This window comes from Thermodesulfovibrio sp. Kuro-1 (genome assembly GCF_006538445.1).
Taxonomy (GTDB): Bacteria; Nitrospirota; Thermodesulfovibrionia; order Thermodesulfovibrionales; family Thermodesulfovibrionaceae; genus Thermodesulfovibrio; species Thermodesulfovibrio yellowstonii.
Map to the genome: position 1 here is coordinate 55635 of NZ_BJKS01000003.1, position 15859 is coordinate 71493.

The following is a 15859-nucleotide window of genomic DNA, read 5'->3' on the forward strand; positions in this document are numbered from 1 at the left end:
TAAAAATTCTAAAATAAAAAGGAGGGGATTATGTTTGAAAAGCTGGTGAATTTTTTTAATTCTTTCTCGTTGAGTAAAAAAGTCTTTATTCTTGCTGTTATCTCAATCCTTATTGTTTATTCTATTGTGGCATTGGTTATTTATCTTCAAACAAAATCCAAAATTGAGTATTATAATATTGAATCACTGAAGAGAGAAGTAGGACTTATCAAAGAGCAGATTAGTTGTTTTGATGAGACTGCAAAGGATTCAGCAGAAAAATTTATGAAGATTTTCCAAAGCATGGCTCCAGGCATTAAACCTAATAATGATGTATGTGATAAATTCACTTCATTGACAGGTGGTTCAGTAGCAACAATTTTTGAGAAAAAAGGAGATGACTTTTTAAGAATTGCTACATCTCTTAAAAAAGAAGATGGAACAAGAGCGGTAGGAACAACACTTGATAGAAATCATCCTGCTTATCCTTTGCTTCTTAAAGGTGAAACTTATGTTGGGAAAGCAACTCTTTTTGGTAAAGATTACATGACCAAGTATGTTCCTGTTAAAGATTCTTCAGGTAATGTAGTGGGTGTATATTTTATAGGATTTGATATATCAAAGACAATGAAGCATCTAAAAGATTTTATTCGCTCTATCAAAGTTGGTAAAACAGGATATATGTATGTTCTTGATACATCTGAAAAAAATAAAGGTACACTAATTGTTCATCCTGCTTTAGAAGGAAAGAATATTCTTGATAGCAAAGATGCCAAGGGAAAAGAGTTTATAAAAGAAATGGTACAAAAGAAAGAAGGTTTAATTTATTACCCATGGAAAAATCCAAATGAAATATTTGCAAAGGAAAAAGTTGTTGCTTATACTCATTATCCTGCATGGAACTGGTTAATTGGTTCAGGGACATATGTGGATGAAATAGCAAGCGAAGTCGCAACTATAAGAAATGTAATGTGGATAGTAAATATTCTTGGTGCTATTTTAGTATCCTTACTTATATTATTTGTCACGCAGAGGTCTTTAAAACCATTACCTGATATGGCATATAAGCTTGAGGATGTAGCAAGAGGAGACTTTAGTAAAATAGGTTTTGGAAAAGGCTACAGAAACAGAAAAGACGAGATAGGACTTATTGCAAGAAGCATAATTAAAGTTGAAGAATTTACTCAGGCATTGGTTAAAGAAATAAAAAGTTCAGCTACAATGGTCAATAGTGTTATAGGATCCTTAGAGCAAAACATTGATAATGTAAAGACTAAGACAGATGAGCAGACAGCTCAGGCACATCAGATTGCTACCGCTGCTGAGGAGATGAGTCAGACAATTACTGATATTGCTAAAAATGCAGCCAGTGCTTCTGACCTTGCAAATGAGTCAAGAAATGTTTCAAATGAGGGTGTTGCCCTTTCTGATAGTGCCATGAAAACAGTTCAATCTGCAAATAAATCAACAGTACAGTTAAAAAAGACAATGGATGCTTTAAATAGCAGAGTTGAAGAGATTGGTGATATCGTAACAGTTATTAAAGACATAGCAGACCAGACAAATCTTCTCGCCTTAAATGCAGCAATTGAAGCAGCAAGAGCAGGCGAGCAGGGTAGGGGCTTTGCAGTTGTTGCTGATGAGGTAAGAAAACTTGCTGAAAGAACAATCAAAGCAACAGATGAAATAACAGAAAAAATTACAGCTGTTCAGAACGAATCCCGTGAATCCCTTAAAAGCATGGATATTACTGCAAAGGAAGTTGCAGAGGCTTTAAAGTCTTTAAATGAAGTGAAAAAATCTCTCAACAAAATTGCTGATTTTTCCCAAAAAGTTAAAGACTCTATTACACAGATTGCAACGGCAACTGAAGAACAATCCTCAGCCAGTGAAGAGGTAGCGCGTTATGCAGAACGTTCAAGTGCACTTGCACAGGAAGTTAAAGGAACAACAGAAATGGTAGTTCAGGAAGTTGAGAATCTCAATGATGTGATACGGAAACTTACAGATTCAATAAAAGGTGTGAAAATATAATTGCGAGTAGCAAAACTTTATAAGTTTGGAGATATAAGAATAGAAGAAATACCCTTACCAGAACCTTCACCAAAAGAGGCTCTGGTAAGGGTAAAAGCATGCGGAATATGCTCTGGTGATGTAATGCCTTGGTATATTGAAAAGAAAGCACCTTTAGTTTTAGGACATGAGATTTCAGGAGAGATTATAAAAATTGGAGATAAAATTAAATCAGAAATATCTTTGAAAGAAGGAGACAGAGTGGCGGTTCATCATCATGCGCCATGTATGAGCTGTTTTTTCTGCAAAAGAGGTGACTTTGTTCAGTGCGAAACATGGAAAAAATCAAAGATTATTCCTGGAGGACTCGCTGAATACATAGTTGTTCCAGAAGTTAATTTAAAAAATGACACTTTAAGGCTTCCTGATTCAGTATCCTTTGAAGAAGGAGCACTTGTTGAACCAGTTGCATGTGTTGTTAAGTCTTTAAAAAGAGCAAACATAAAAAAAGGTGATACTATAGTTGTAATCGGACTTGGCGTAATGGGTCAAATACATATAATGCTTGCTAAAGAATTTGGTGCTGAGAGAGTTATTGGGGCAGATATGGTAAGTTTTAGGCTTAAAAAAGCTTTACAAGCTGGTGCTGATTATGTAATTGATGTTTCACAGAAAAATATTTATGAAGAAATAAAAAAAATAACAGATGGACTAATGGCTCAAGAAGTAATTGTTGGTCCAGGAAATGTAAATTTAATTACGGATTCTTTGAAACTTGTTTCACGGGGTGGTACGCTTTTAATATTTACTCCAACACCACCTGAAGAAAAATTAAGTTTCTCTGTAAATGATATTTACTTTAATGATATAACTATTACCACAAGTTATTCATGTGGCTCTGATGATATGAAAAGAGCATTAAATTTTATAGAAACTGGTATAGTGCGTTCTAATTTGCTTATTACTCACAGATTCAAGCTTAACGAAACTAAAAAAGCATATGATATTACAGCACTTGCCAAAGATTCCCTAAAATGCATGATATTATTTTAATTAATTGAATTTTTGTCTGTTAATTAGATTGCTAAACTGTATTGCTGAATGTCTTTTAAATAGTTTTGCCTGTAATTTTGAATTATATTTTTATTTCCGTAATATTTACCATTAATTGTTATAAAATGCTTTGCTCTTTTTATTACAACTCCAAGATTAATCAATCCATCAAGTGTTAACATTGTATTTTTTCTTTCTTTTAAAATCCTTTTTGCAGAAGTAGGTCCTATTCCTGGAACTCTAAGAAGTGTTTCAAAAGAAGCTTTTTGAATTTCAACAGGAAATAAATTAATATTTTTTAACGCCCAATCAAGTTTGGGGTCTATTTTTTCATCTAAATAAGGCTTTTCATCTGAAACTATTTCTTCTGTATGAAATCCATAATATCTTATGAGCCAGTCAGCTTGATAGAGTCTATGTTCTTTAAGAAGTGGCGGCTTTGAAATCTGAGGAAGTCTCGGATCATCATTTACTGGAATATATGCTGAGTAGTAAACTCTTTTAAGTCTACTGTTATTTCTATAAAGATTTTCAGATAGTTTAAGAATTTGATAATCTGTATCCGGGGTGGCTCCAACAATTAATTGAGTTGTCTGACTTTTTGCACCTTTTGGCTTACTTTCAATAATTTTATTAATCTTTTCAATTGCATTAACAATAGAAAGCAATCTTTTTTCTGGAGCAATTAATGAAAGAGATTTTTCAGTTGGTAATTCTAAATTTATGCTTACTCTATCTGCTAATGTGATTGCTTCAGTGATGGCTGTTTCATCAGAATCTGGAATAATTTTTAAATGAATATAACCCTTAAATTGATATTTTGTTCTTAAAATTTTAACCGTATCTACCATCATTTCCATTGTTTTATTGGGATTACCAATTATTCCAGAACTTAAAAAAACTCCTTCAATCTGTTTTTTCTTATAAAATTCATAAGCAATTTTTGCAAATTCTTCAGGTTTTAGAACTGTTCTTGGAATATCGTTTCTTTTTCTATTTATGCAATAAGCACAATCATTTACACAAAAATTTGTAAGTAATACTTTAAGAAGAGCGACACATCTTCCATCAGATGTCCATGTGTTATGTATTCCAAATTTAGAAAAACTTTCTTTTTTTGAAAAATTTTTTCTATCAAATGATGGTGAACAAGAAACATCAAATTTTGCACCATTTGCAAGAAGGGATAGTCTTTCGTAGATATCAGGGGTTTTTTTTACAATCATTTCAATTTATATATTAACATTTTTTAGGTTTTTTATTGACTAAAATAATCTTTTGCTGGTAAAGTATTTATTAAAATTCTAAAAAGAGAGGAGGGGAGAAACTGGATGCCCTCTGTAAATGTTAGGGATATGGATTCATTTGAGGCAGCGCTGAAAATGTTTAAAAAGCAGTGCGAAAGAGAAGGAATACTTTCTGAAATTAAAAAAAGAGAACATTATGAAAAGCCAAGTGTTAAAAGAAAGAAAAAAGTTCTTGCTGCCAGAAAAAAATTAGCAAAAAAAATGAAAATGTTATCAAGGTAATTTCTGTCTACTAATATGCGGGAGATTCTGTGAAAGCAGAATCTCCTCAATTTTATTTGATAACCAGGAGGATTCATGAAACTGATAGAGCTATATAAAAAAGCCATTCAAACAGGAATTGAAAATGATCCAAGAGGTAAAGAAGTAGTTTTAAAAGAACTTGAAAAAAGAAAAAAGGATTATGAGGGAATTCCTGATAAGAAAAAAGAATTTTTTGATACAGAATCTCTTGAAAATCCTTATAGCGATTCAAGAATTCTCTTTGGTACAGGTGATGAAGAGATAAAGACAATAATTGCTGGAATAGATATGGAAGTAGGGGAATTGGTTTTAGCGGATTCTTTAAGAAAAAATGGCACTCAGGTAGATTTAGTTCTCTCACATCATCCCGAAGGCGGAGCTTATGCACGACTTTTTTCTGTAATGTATATGCAGGCAGATATTCTTGGAAGATTTGGTGTCCCAATAAATATAGCTGAAAGCCTAATGGAAGGTAGAATAAAGGAAGTAGAAAGAAGATTAATGCCTGTTAATCATACAAGAGCTGTGGATGCAGCAAGATTACTCAATATACCTTTTATGTGTCTGCATACACCAGCAGATAATATGGTTGCTACATATTTACAAAAACTTTTTGATGAAAAGAAACCTTATACATTGGACGATGTTATAGAATTACTTTTAGAGATTCCTGAATACAGAGATGCAGAAAAAAATAATGCAGGACCTAAAATTCTCATTGGAAGTAAAGAAAGAAAAGCAGGAAAAATATTTGTAGATATGACAGGTGGAACAGAGGGCTCAAAAGATATCTTCCAGAGCATGGCTTTAAGTGGTATAAATACAGTAGTTGCTATGCATTTAAGTGAAGACCATCGTAAAGAAGCAGAAAAAAATCATATAAATGTAGTTATTGCTGGACATATAGCCAGTGACACTGTTGGACTAAATTTACTTCTTGATAAAATAACTGAAGGGGAAGATATCAAAATTTTAGAATGTTCTGGATTTAAACGTATTAAAAGGCATTAAGCCTTTGGAATGGATTATCAGAAAGTTTTAGAAGAGATAAAACACAGATTAGATATAGTAGAACTTATTTCTGAATACATAGATTTAAAAAAAACAGGTCAAAATTATAAGTCTCTTTGTCCTTTTCATTCAGAAAAAACTCCTTCATTTTTTGTAAACCCTTCAAAACAAATTTTCCATTGTTTCGGATGCGGAAAAGGCGGCGATATTGTCACTTTTGTGATGGAATATGAAAAAGTAAGCTTTCTTGAAGCTATCTCAATTCTTGCCCAAAAAACAGGTTTAGAATTTGAATCTGTAAAAAAAAGTGTATCTCATATTTCCAAAGAAAGGCTTTATGCAATATACGAGAGTGCTACACGTTATTATATGAAACAGTTGAACAATTCTGAAAACGCCAAGCAATATCTTATAAAAAGAGGAATTAATCAAAAAACTATAGAAATTTTTCAAATTGGATATGCTCCTGCAGAAAAAAATTCTTTATATAATTTTTTAAAAGAGAAAAATTTTGATGATATCTTAATTAACTCATCCAGACTGGTTAGCAACTCTTATGATTTTTTCAGAAACAGAATTATTATCCCAATTCATGATTTAACAGGTAGAGTTATAGGATTCGGAGGAAGACTGATAGATTCATCATCTGAACTCCCAAAGTATATTAATTCTCCAGATACGCCGATATTTAAAAAAGGAGAAAATCTTTTTGGATTATGGCATTCAAAACAACACATTAGAGAAAAAGGATATGTAATTGTAGTGGAAGGATATATGGATGTAATCCTCTGTCATCAATATGGATTTAAAAATGTAGTTGCTCCTTTGGGAACTGCTCTTACCCAAGAACAGTTAGAAAAAACAAAAAGAATTTTGAATAATTTAAAAAAATTCACCAATAAAATATTATTAATATTTGATGGAGACGAAGCCGGAATTCATGCCGCACAAAGATCATTATTACCACTTTTTTATGGTGGTTTTATAGCCAAGATAGTTTTATTACCTGAAAAAGAAGACCCAGCCAGTTTTTTACAAAAATATGGAGATAAAGCATTCAAAAATTATATTTCAAAAGCTCTGTCTCCTATTGATTTAATTATAAAAACCTATCCAAAAAATAAATTAAATGAAGGAATTCATAGTTTTCTTAATAGTTTAAGCTATCTCAAAGACCTAATTTATAGGGATGAGCTTTTAAAAGAACTTTCAGAAAAAACGGGCATTAATGAAAAGACCCTCAGAGATGAACTTAAGCAAATTGTTCATAATAAAAACTTTAAAAAAGAAAAAATTAATATTAAAAATTATTTAGTCTCTAAAGAAGAAGAAATTCTTCTTCGTATAGCATTATCTTATCCTGAAAAAATCAATTATATATTGCAAAAAATTAATATTGAAGATTTTGAAGTGACGATAATAAGGAATATTTTTTCTAAAATAGAAGAGTTACAAAAATATGGTCAATTTTCATTGAATAAACTTTTAAATATAATTGATGAAGAAGAAAAGACATTTATTTCAAAATTGATTATGACTTCTGAAATTGATGAAGAGTTAATAATGCAAAATATGAATGATTGTCTTAAAAGTCTTGCTATTAAATCTATTGATAAAAAAATCAAAAAAATTGCAAAATCAGGAGATGAAAAAACTCTTCAGGAACTAATTAGAATGAAAAAAAATATTATAAAAAATCACAATGGATAAAAGTAAGAATTTTTCAGAGGAACTTGCAGAAAAAGATCAAATAGTGAATAAAACTTCACCAACCTATGATTCTTTAAACCTTTATTTTAAGTGTATTAGTTCATTTCCGGTTTTGTCAAAACAGGAAGAAAAAAATCTTGCCAAAACTATAACTGATAAAAAAATGGAGCTCATAAAAGAACTGCTTCATATACCTTTTGTTCAGAAAAAAATTTATGAATTAAGTAATGTCTTTTCAAAAAATCCTGAAAAAGCTAAAGAAATGCTGGATGATGAAGAAGAGATTGATATTGAACAAATTAAGGAAAGATTTATTAAAGTTTCAGAAAACATAAAAAAAATTATGAGAAGGAAAAAAACTACAAAAGAATTTTTGAAAAAAATTTTTGATATTCCCTTAAGAGATGAGTTAACAAATATGTTTGTAGAAGAACTTGATAAATTCAGAAGAGAAATTATAAAAGGTGAGAATTTACAGCCTATTACAGGGATGACAAATGAAGAATTTCTTGATCATTTTATGACTATAAAAAAGATATTCAATGAATTTACTGAGGCTAAAAATAAGATGATAGAATCAAATCTTAAACTTGTTGTAAGCATTGCTAAAAAGTATACAGGAAGAGGATTAAATCTTGAGGATTTAATTCAGGAAGGGAATATAGGACTTATGAAAGCAGTTGAAAAATTTGAATATAAAAAAGGATTTAAATTCAGCACATACTCAACATGGTGGATAAGACAATCAATCAATAGAGCAATTGCAGAACATTCAAAAACAATTAGAATTCCTGTGCATGTCATAGATAACATATGCAAAATAAATAAAATATATCGTGAGTTATATCAAAATTCTGAAAATGAACCCGATATTGAAGAAATCTCATTAAATTTAAATATACCGAGCGATAAAATTGCAGATTTTCTTGCAATAAGTAAAGAACCTGTATCAATAGACATGTCACTCAGAGATGATGATTCTTTGCTAAAAGAGTTTATAGAAGATATGAATTCTCCGAATCCCTATGAAGAAGCATTACATGATGATCTAAAACATTTAATTGAAAAAGTTTTTTCTTTATTGAGTAAAAGAGAAAAAGAAATATTGATGAGAAGATACGGAATAAATGAAGAAAAACCAAAAAGTCTTGATGAAGTTGGTAAGGAATTCTCAGTATCAAGGGAACGTATAAGACAGATTGAATTAAGAGCAATGAGAAAATTAAAACGGTTATGCAGGCTCAAATGGTTGCGGGAGTTTATTAGAGAATCTTGACTAATCTGCCTTTGTAAGGTTATAGTAATTTTGTAGCAAGTATTTAAAGGGCCCATAGCTCAGCTGGCCAGAGCTACCGGCTCATAACCGGTTGGTCCCAGGTTCGAATCCTGGTGGGCCCATATTTTATAAGGAGAAATGCAACGTGAGTGAGGAATTAAACACTCTTATAAAGTTACAAAAAATTGATTCTCTTATCATTTCTTTAAAACAAAAACTTGAAATAATTCCTCTGGAAATTAAAAAACTTGAAGAAAAAATACAAGAAATTGATAAACAGTTTGAAAATGAAAAGAAAAAAATTATAAATTTAGAAAAAAATAAAAAAGAAAAGGAAAGAGAAATAGAGGATATAAATGAAAAAATAAAGAAACTAAAAGAAAAAACATCACAAATAAAAACAAATAAAGAATACCAAGCACTATTAAAAGAAATTGAATTGATTGAGGAAAATTTAAAAAAAGAAGAGGAAAACCTTCTTTTAATTCTTTATAATCTTGATGAAACCCAGAAAAATCTTAATGAAGTTAAATCAAATCTTGAATTAAAGAAAAAAGAGATAGATGAACAGAAAAAAGAATTGGAAAAAGAAAGAAATATTATTAATCAAAAAATTGAAGCCCTTAAAGAAGATAGAAAAAAATTAATAAATGAATTGCCCCCAGAATTTTATGAAGAATATAGAGAATTGATGAAAAAACATAAAGGACTGGCAGTTGTTGAGGTAAAAAACTTCATCTGTCAAGGTTGTTTTCTTCATATACCTCCCCAGCTTTATGTAGAAATAAAAATAAATCAATCCATTTATCACTGTCCTCAATGTGGACGATTTCTTTACTACAAACCTGAAGAAAAATTAGAGGAAGCTCAGGTTCAGTCTTAAATGAAAGCAAAGATTTACTGCGACGGTGCCTCGCGAGGAAATCCTGGAGATGCTGGTATCGGGTGTGTAATTATTTTTGATAACAAAAAAGTAGAAATCTCAGAATATATTGGTAAAACTACCAATAATGTAGCAGAATACACAGCATTAATTAAAGGACTGGAAGAAGCATTAAGACAAAAGGCACAGGAAATAGAGATTTTTTCAGATAGCGAACTTCTTGTCCATCAAATAAATGGAATTTATAAAGTTAGAAACAAAAATTTGGTTCCACTTTATGAAAAAGCTAAAAAACTTCTGAGTAACTTTAAAAAATATCAGATATTTCATATCTATAGAGAAAATAATTTTATAGCAGACAAACTCGCTAAAGAAGCTTCATGGAAATCAAAAAAATAAGATGTAATTTCTGCGGATTTTTAAAGAAAGGACTTGTTTTAAAACACTATAATTTAAAAGTCTGCTTAGAATGTTTTCCTGCTTTTTTTAAAAAAAGAGTTCAAGAAACAATAGAAAAATTCAAAATGTTTAGTAAAAAAGATAGTATTTTAATTGCTGTTTCAGGTGGAAAAGATAGTATGAGCATTCTTAAAGCACTAAAAGATATGGAATATAATATAAAGGCATTGCACATAGATGTTGGAATAGGAGAAGTTTCAAAAAAATCAAAAGAGTTTGTTCAAGAATTCTGTGAAAAAGAAGATATTCCATTAAAAACTATAAAATTACAGGAAGAAATTCAGTTACCACTTAAAGAACTATCAAAAATATCAAAAAGGCCTATTTGTGCAGTATGCGGAATGCTCAGAAGATATATTTTAAACAGGGAATCCTCAGGTCAAACAATTGTAACAGGTCATACTCTTAATGACGAAGTCGCTTTTATTTTGAAAAACATGATTTTTTGGAACGATGAACTTCTTGCAAGAATCTATCCTGTTTTGCATGAAAAAGAAGGTTTTAGTAGAAAAGTTAAACCCCTTTGCCTTATTACAGAAGAAGAAACCAGATTTTTTTGTGAAACTTTATCTATAAAATATATTGACGAACCATGTCCATATAAATCAGAAGTTTATGAATTATTTAAAAAAGTTGTTTATGAAATAAATTATGACTTTCCAGGTTCAATTATAGGATTTTATAAAGGCTATTTAAAAAGAGCAAAAAGATTCTATCCAGAGAATATAAACAATATATCTCTTCAGTCATGTAAAAATTGTGGATATATGACAATTTCTGAACTGTGTAGCATTTGCAGACTTAAAGAAAAGTTGTTACAATATAAACATGGATGAAGTTTTAAAGGCAGTAAAAGAGAGAAGAAGCGTCAGATCTTTTCTTAAAAAAGATATCTCCGAAGATTTAGTCAAAAAGCTCATTGAAGCCTTAATATGGGCACCTTCTGCTGGTAATCTTCAGGCAAGGAAGTTCTATTTTGTAAAGAATAAAGAAATGAAAATTAAGCTCGCTCAGGCAGCATTAAGTCAGATGTTCATTGCAGATGCTCCTCTTGTTATTGTTGGATGCATAGACAAAGAAAAAATCTATCCAAGATATGGAGAAAGAGGTGTAAATCTTTATGCAATTCAAGATGTTGCCTGTAGTATTACAAATGCTATGCTTGTAGCACATGAAAATGGTCTTGGTACTGTATGGGTAGGAGCTTTCAGAGAAGAAGAAGTTTCAAAAATTTTAGAATTACCAAAACATTTAAGACCTGTCGTAATTATGCCTGTTGGTTATCCAGGTTATGTACCTTCAGTTCCTCCAAGAGTTTCAATTCATGAGGCTATAGAGTTTATTGAATGAAAAATTTTCTTTTAGTTGCTATAGAAGCTGCAAAGCAAGCAGAAAGTGTTATTAAAAATAGAATTGGCACAATTTCAAAGGAAGAAATAACACAAAAGAGCATTTCAGACTATGTCACAAAAGTTGATGTTCAATCAGAAAAAATAATAGTTGAGTGCATAAAAAAACAGTTTCCAACACATCAGATAATGTCTGAAGAATCATCAAATGACTATAAAAAAGCAGAATACCTATGGATAGTTGATCCTCTTGATGGAACAACAAATTTTATTCATGGATTTCCTGTCTTTGCAATATCTATTGCTCTAATGTATAAAGGAGAACTTGTTTTAGGAGTTGTTCATGACCCGATAAAAAATGAGACTTTTTATGCTGAAAAAGGCAGTGGTGCATTTTTAAATGAACAAAAAATTAAAGTATCATCAATGAAAGAGCCTGCTCTGAGTCTTATTGCCACAGGGTTTCCTTTCAGACATAAACAATACATTGATACCTATATAAAAATATTTCGCGAACTACTTTACTCGGTCAGCGATCTTAGAAGAGCTGGTGCTGCGGCAATTGACCTTGCCTATGTTGCATGCGGAAGAGTTGATGGATTTTTTGAATTTGCACTGAGTCCTTGGGATATTGCAGCAGGTGTAATCTTAATAAAAGAAGCTGGTGGAGTGGTTTCAGATTTTAAAGGAGAAAATGATTATTTAAAAACAGGGCATATAATTGCTGGTAATAGAGAAATTCATTTATTTTTGGTTGAAAAAATAAAAAAAGTTTTAGATTTTAAGTAAAATTTTTAATAAATTCTAAAACTTTTCTAACTCTTTCAGGAATATCAATATCTGGATTTTTTTCTTTTATTTTGAGCCATTTCCATAATCCAATAGGGCAGATTGTAGCAAAGCTTATTTTGAAATTCCGGCACACATCAGGACGGCTTTCATAAATTTTGCAAAATGCTTCTGTCCATTGATTTCCATTTTTTGATATGTTAACCAAATATGGACATTCTTGATTTTCTGCTTTCTTTTTTCCATCAAGAAGAGGTACAGCCCATTGATAACAACACTCAGCGCATCTAAGACATATAAAATTTTGTTCAACTGTCCCAAGAATTTCATTCAGTAATTTATCATTCAGACTCATATCTGTCCTCCAAAATGTTTAAAATATATTGAATGTCATCAGGCAAGGAAGCCTCAAACTGAAGAAGTTTTTCAGTTATTGGATGTATTAGTTCAATTTTATGAGCATGAAGCATCTGTCTTGACACAGGTATTTTTTTATTTCCTATTTCAATATATGTTTTTCTTCCATAAGTTTTATCTCCTATAACAGGATGTCCGATTGATGAAAAGTGAACTCTTATCTGATGAGTTCTACCTGTAAGAATTTTTACTTTCAAAAAAGTATAGTTTTTAAAATTTTTTATCACTTCCCACTCAGTTATTGCTTCTTTAGCTTTTTTTGATTTTATAGACATTTTTTTTCTATCATAAATTGCTCTTCCTACTGGAGTTGTTATTTTACCTGAACCTCTTAGTTGTCCATATACAAGAGCAAGATATTCTTTTTTTATTTCTCTTTTTTTAAAGGCTTCCACTAATTTATAATAAGTTTCATCATCCAATGCAACAACCATTACGCCTGATGTATCCTTATCAAGTCTATGAACAATTCCAGGTCTAAAAGGAGCACCAACATTTGCAAGCTTCTTTACATGATAAGCTAATGCGTTCATAAGTGTTCCATCAGGATGCCCTGCGCAAGGATAAACAACCATTCCAGCAGGTTTTGATAAGACAATTAAGTAATCATCTTTATAAATAACTTGAATTGGTATATTTTGTGGAATTAGTTTTTCAGAGTTTTCTAATTTCAGAGAAAATTCATCTGAAACTTCAATTAAATCATTAAATTTTATCTTATAACTCTTTGTTTTAACATAATTATTAACTTTTACAAACTTCTTTTCAATTGCTTCTTGAGCTTTTGCTCTACTTATATTTAATTTGTCAGAAATAAAAATATCAAGTCTTTTACCTTCATCAGCTTTTTCAGTCTGTAACAAAATGCTCATAACCCTAATTTTTCTTTTAAAAATTTTCCAGTATATGAATTTGGATTCAAAGCCACCTCTTCAGGAGTTCCTTTTGCTATTAGATAGCCTCCTGATGAACCACCCTCAGGTCCGAGGTCTATTATATAATCTGCACATTTTATTATTTCAAGGTCATGTTCAATAACTATAACAGTGTTTCCCATATCAACAAGCCTTTGAAGTATATTAAGCAGTCTTTCTATATCAACCATGTGTAGTCCAGTTGTAGGTTCATCAAGTATGTAAAGAGTCTTTCCTGTTGGCTTTTTACTCAGTTCTTTAGCAAGCTTAACTCTTTGGGCTTCTCCTCCTGAAAGTGTTGTTGCTGGCTGTCCAAGTGTTATATATCCAAGTCCTATATCTTCCATTATTTGGAGTTTTTGATTAAGCTTTGGTACAGCAGAGAAAAATTCAAGAGCTTCACTTACTGTCATTTGAAGCACTTCACTTATATTTTTCCCTTTATACTTAATTTGAAGTGTTTCTTCATTGTATCTTTTTCCTTTACAGTTGTCACAAACAACATAAACATCTGGTAGCAGATGCATCTTTATTTTTTTTATTCCATCACCTTGACAGGACTCACATCTTCCACCCAGAAGATTGAAGCTAAAGCGAGATTTTGAATATCCACGAACTCTTGCGTCTGGAAGAAGTGAAAAAAGTTCTCTAATTTCAGTCATAACTTGAGTATATGTAGCAGGTGTTGAACGAGATGTTCTTCCAATTGGAGATTGATCAACGCATACAACTTTGTCTATCTGTTCAATCCCCTCAATTGCTTTATAGTTACCAGGATAAACATTTGCATTATAAAGTTTTTTTACTAAAGCCTTATATAAAATTTCAAATATTAATGTGCTTTTACCAGAACCTGCAACACCTGTAACACATACAAATACTCCAAGAGGAATTTCAACATTTATATTTTTAAGATTGTAGGCTTGTGCTCCGATAATTTTTATAAATTTCTGAGATTTTCTTCTTTCTTCGGGTATTGAAATCTTGCTTGAACCTGTTAAATACTGAGCAGTAATTGAATTTCTACTTTTTAAGAGCTTATCAGGAGGGTATACTCCAGTTAGATATCCTCCATCTCTTCCTCCTCCTGGACCAAGTTCAACTACTAAATCAGCATTCATTATTGTACTTTCATCATGCTCAACAACAATAAGAGTATTTCCTCTTATTGAAAGTTCTTTCATGCTTTCTATGAGTTTTAAGCAATCTCTTGGATGAAGTCCTATGCTTGGCTCATCAAGAACATAAAGAACTCCACTTAAATGTGATCCGAGCTGGGTTGCAAGTCTTATTCTTTGGGCCTCCCCACCTGAAAGACTAAATGAAGGCCTATTTAAGCTTAAATACCCAACTCCAATTTTTTGGAGAAAATCAATTTTTATAAAAATTTCTTTTAGTATTCTTTCCGCGATTGGAGCGTTATAAGAAGAAAATTTTAATCCATATAAAAAATTTTTTAATTCATCAATTGAAAAGGTTGATAGCTCTGCTATGTTTTTTCCATTAATTTTTATTGCAAGACTTTCTTCCCTGAGTCTTGTGCCTTCGCAAAGTTTACAAGGAATTAAACTTAAAACATCTATTTCCTCCTCTTCTTCAATATTTTCATAACCCAATCCTTTACATCTCGGGCAAGCACCGTATTTGCTATTAAAAGAGAAAAGTCGTGGGTCAATGTCCGGTAAACTTATTCCACAATTGGGACAGGCAAGCACACTGCTAAAAATAATATCTCTATTTTCATTAACAATATTTACAACAACTGTCTGTGTATATTTCATTGCAAGTTCTAATGCTCTTTTTATTTGATTTTTGTATTTTTCTTTAACAATAATTCTATCAACAATGAGTTCAATCGTATGCCTTACATGTTTTTTTAGAGAAAATTCCTGTGTAAGTTCAACAATATTTCCATCAATTCTTGCCCTTATAAATCCTTCAGCTTTTGCTCTATCAAAAATTTCCTTATGTTCTCCTTTTTTTTCAATAACCACAGGTGCAAGAATCTGAATTTTAGTTCCTTCAGTCAAACTTAATATAAAATCAAGCATTTTATTTATATCCTGAGAAATAAGTCTTCTGCCGCATCTTGGACAGTAAGGTATTCCAATTTTAGCGTAAAGAAGTCTCAAATAATCGTAAATTTCGGTAATTGTTCCCACTGTTGAACGAGGACTTTTTGATATTGTTTTTTGGTCAACAGAGATTCCTGGTGAAAGTCCCTCAATAAAGTCAACATCTGGTTTTTGTAACTGATCAAAAATTGTTCTTAATTCTATTGGAAGACTTTGAAGGTATCTTCTATGGGCTTCTGCAAAAATCGTATCCATAGCAAGAGATGATTTTCCAGAGCCAGAAGGTCCTGTAATGACAATAATCTTATTTCTTGGAAGTATTAAATCAATATTTTTAAGATTGTGTTGTCTTGCTTTTTTTATTACAATGTTTTGCTGCAT

15 protein-coding genes and 1 tRNA gene are annotated in these 15859 nt (G+C 31.0%); 12 read left to right on the forward strand and 4 right to left on the reverse strand.

Annotation, left to right across the window (positions count from 1 at the left end; translation table 11 throughout):
* Positions 1-30 precede the first annotated feature (30 nt).
* Positions 31-2013 carry a methyl-accepting chemotaxis protein gene (locus tag FLY87_RS04365; RefSeq protein ID WP_141266370.1) on the forward strand — a complete coding sequence of 661 codons (1983 nt, stop codon included), beginning with the start codon at positions 31-33 and terminating at the stop codon, positions 2011-2013.
* A complete protein-coding gene (locus FLY87_RS04370) occupies positions 2014-3045 on the forward strand; it encodes a zinc-dependent dehydrogenase (protein WP_141266371.1) in 1032 nt (343 codons plus the stop codon).
* A gap of 23 nt (positions 3046-3068) precedes the next feature.
* On the opposite strand, the gene FLY87_RS04375 is transcribed toward FLY87_RS04370, so the two are convergent.
* Positions 3069-4271 carry a putative DNA modification/repair radical SAM protein gene (locus FLY87_RS04375; RefSeq protein ID WP_141266372.1) on the reverse strand — a complete coding sequence of 401 codons (1203 nt, stop codon included), beginning with the start codon at positions 4269-4271 and terminating at the stop codon, positions 3069-3071.
* Between the two features lie 105 nt (positions 4272-4376).
* Here FLY87_RS04375 and rpsU point away from each other — a divergent pair, with 105 nt between their 5' ends.
* The 10 genes from rpsU (at position 4377) to FLY87_RS04425 (ending at position 12072) form a co-directional block, all read left to right on the forward strand.
* The gene (rpsU, locus tag FLY87_RS04380) at positions 4377-4574 is read left to right on the forward strand and encodes a 30S ribosomal protein S21 (protein WP_012546110.1); all 198 of its coding nucleotides are present in this window, start codon (positions 4377-4379) and stop codon (positions 4572-4574) included.
* Between the two features lie 75 nt (positions 4575-4649).
* Entirely contained in the window at positions 4650-5606 is a 957-nt protein-coding gene (locus FLY87_RS04385) for an NGG1p interacting factor 3 protein, NIF3 (RefSeq protein ID WP_028842764.1), read from the forward strand.
* 9 nt (positions 5607-5615) lie between these two features.
* Positions 5616-7316, forward strand: coding sequence for a DNA primase (gene dnaG, locus FLY87_RS04390; protein WP_051345889.1), 1701 nt, complete (start codon positions 5616-5618; stop codon positions 7314-7316).
* Positions 7309-8592: an RNA polymerase sigma factor RpoD/SigA gene (locus tag FLY87_RS04395; protein WP_012545571.1), complete on the forward strand. Its 1284-nt coding sequence runs from the start codon at positions 7309-7311 to the stop codon at positions 8590-8592. Before dnaG ends, FLY87_RS04395 begins: the two co-directional genes overlap by 8 nt.
* 48 nt (positions 8593-8640) lie before the next feature.
* Positions 8641-8714: transfer RNA gene (locus tag FLY87_RS04400), tRNA-Ile, on the forward strand.
* A 23-nt stretch (positions 8715-8737) separates the two neighbouring features.
* Positions 8738-9475 (forward strand): zinc ribbon domain-containing protein, encoded by a 738-nt coding sequence (locus tag FLY87_RS04405; protein WP_012545753.1) that lies wholly within the window; start codon positions 8738-8740, stop codon positions 9473-9475.
* A complete protein-coding gene (locus FLY87_RS04410) occupies positions 9476-9874 on the forward strand; it encodes a ribonuclease HI family protein (RefSeq protein WP_012546858.1) in 399 nt (132 codons plus the stop codon).
* On the forward strand, positions 9856-10770 hold the full coding sequence (locus FLY87_RS04415; RefSeq protein ID WP_051345888.1) for an ATP-binding protein: 915 nt from the start codon (positions 9856-9858) through the stop codon (positions 10768-10770). Before FLY87_RS04410 ends, FLY87_RS04415 begins: the two co-directional genes overlap by 19 nt.
* Positions 10763-11284, forward strand: coding sequence for a nitroreductase family protein (locus FLY87_RS04420; RefSeq protein ID WP_012545049.1), 522 nt, complete (start codon positions 10763-10765; stop codon positions 11282-11284). Before FLY87_RS04415 ends, FLY87_RS04420 begins: the two co-directional genes overlap by 8 nt.
* Positions 11281-12072 (forward strand): inositol monophosphatase family protein, encoded by a 792-nt coding sequence (locus FLY87_RS04425; RefSeq protein WP_012546263.1) that lies wholly within the window; start codon positions 11281-11283, stop codon positions 12070-12072. Before FLY87_RS04420 ends, FLY87_RS04425 begins: the two co-directional genes overlap by 4 nt.
* Here the strand turns inward: FLY87_RS04425 and FLY87_RS04430 are convergent.
* The 3 genes from FLY87_RS04430 to uvrA are packed head-to-tail and all read right to left on the reverse strand — an operon-like array spanning position 12065 to position 15859.
* A complete protein-coding gene (locus FLY87_RS04430; protein WP_028842761.1) occupies positions 12065-12427 on the reverse strand; it encodes a YkgJ family cysteine cluster protein in 363 nt (120 codons plus the stop codon). The genes FLY87_RS04425 and FLY87_RS04430 overlap by 8 nt on opposite strands.
* Positions 12414-13361 carry an RluA family pseudouridine synthase gene (locus FLY87_RS04435; protein ID WP_012545382.1) on the reverse strand — a complete coding sequence of 316 codons (948 nt, stop codon included), beginning with the start codon at positions 13359-13361 and terminating at the stop codon, positions 12414-12416. The genes FLY87_RS04430 and FLY87_RS04435 overlap by 14 nt, the downstream gene beginning before the upstream one ends.
* Positions 13358-15859, reverse strand: a complete 2502-nt coding sequence (gene uvrA, locus FLY87_RS04440; protein WP_012546498.1) for an excinuclease ABC subunit UvrA — start codon at positions 15857-15859, stop codon at positions 13358-13360. The genes FLY87_RS04435 and uvrA overlap by 4 nt, the downstream gene beginning before the upstream one ends.

Bases quoted from the DNA above. Each gene is read 5' to 3' on its own strand.
- FLY87_RS04415 (WP_051345888.1), top strand. From the start codon at position 9,856: ATGGAAATCAAAAAAATAAGATGTAATTTCTGCGGATTTTTAAAGAAA.
- FLY87_RS04365 (WP_141266370.1), top strand. From the start codon at position 31: ATGTTTGAAAAGCTGGTGAATTTTTTTAATTCTTTCTCGTTGAGTAAA.
- dnaG (WP_051345889.1), top strand. From the start codon at position 5,616: ATGGATTATCAGAAAGTTTTAGAAGAGATAAAACACAGATTAGATATA.
- uvrA (WP_012546498.1), bottom strand. From the start codon at position 15,859: ATGCAGCAAAACATTGTAATAAAAAAAGCAAGACAACACAATCTTAAA.
- FLY87_RS04375 (WP_141266372.1), bottom strand. From the start codon at position 4,271: ATGATTGTAAAAAAAACCCCTGATATCTACGAAAGACTATCCCTTCTT.
- FLY87_RS04430 (WP_028842761.1), bottom strand. From the start codon at position 12,427: ATGAGTCTGAATGATAAATTACTGAATGAAATTCTTGGGACAGTTGAA.
- rpsU (WP_012546110.1), top strand. From the start codon at position 4,377: ATGCCCTCTGTAAATGTTAGGGATATGGATTCATTTGAGGCAGCGCTG.
- FLY87_RS04420 (WP_012545049.1), top strand. From the start codon at position 10,763: ATGGATGAAGTTTTAAAGGCAGTAAAAGAGAGAAGAAGCGTCAGATCT.
- FLY87_RS04410 (WP_012546858.1), top strand. From the start codon at position 9,476: ATGAAAGCAAAGATTTACTGCGACGGTGCCTCGCGAGGAAATCCTGGA.
- FLY87_RS04435 (WP_012545382.1), bottom strand. From the start codon at position 13,361: ATGAGCATTTTGTTACAGACTGAAAAAGCTGATGAAGGTAAAAGACTT.
- FLY87_RS04395 (WP_012545571.1), top strand. From the start codon at position 7,309: ATGGATAAAAGTAAGAATTTTTCAGAGGAACTTGCAGAAAAAGATCAA.
- FLY87_RS04425 (WP_012546263.1), top strand. From the start codon at position 11,281: ATGAAAAATTTTCTTTTAGTTGCTATAGAAGCTGCAAAGCAAGCAGAA.
- FLY87_RS04385 (WP_028842764.1), top strand. From the start codon at position 4,650: ATGAAACTGATAGAGCTATATAAAAAAGCCATTCAAACAGGAATTGAA.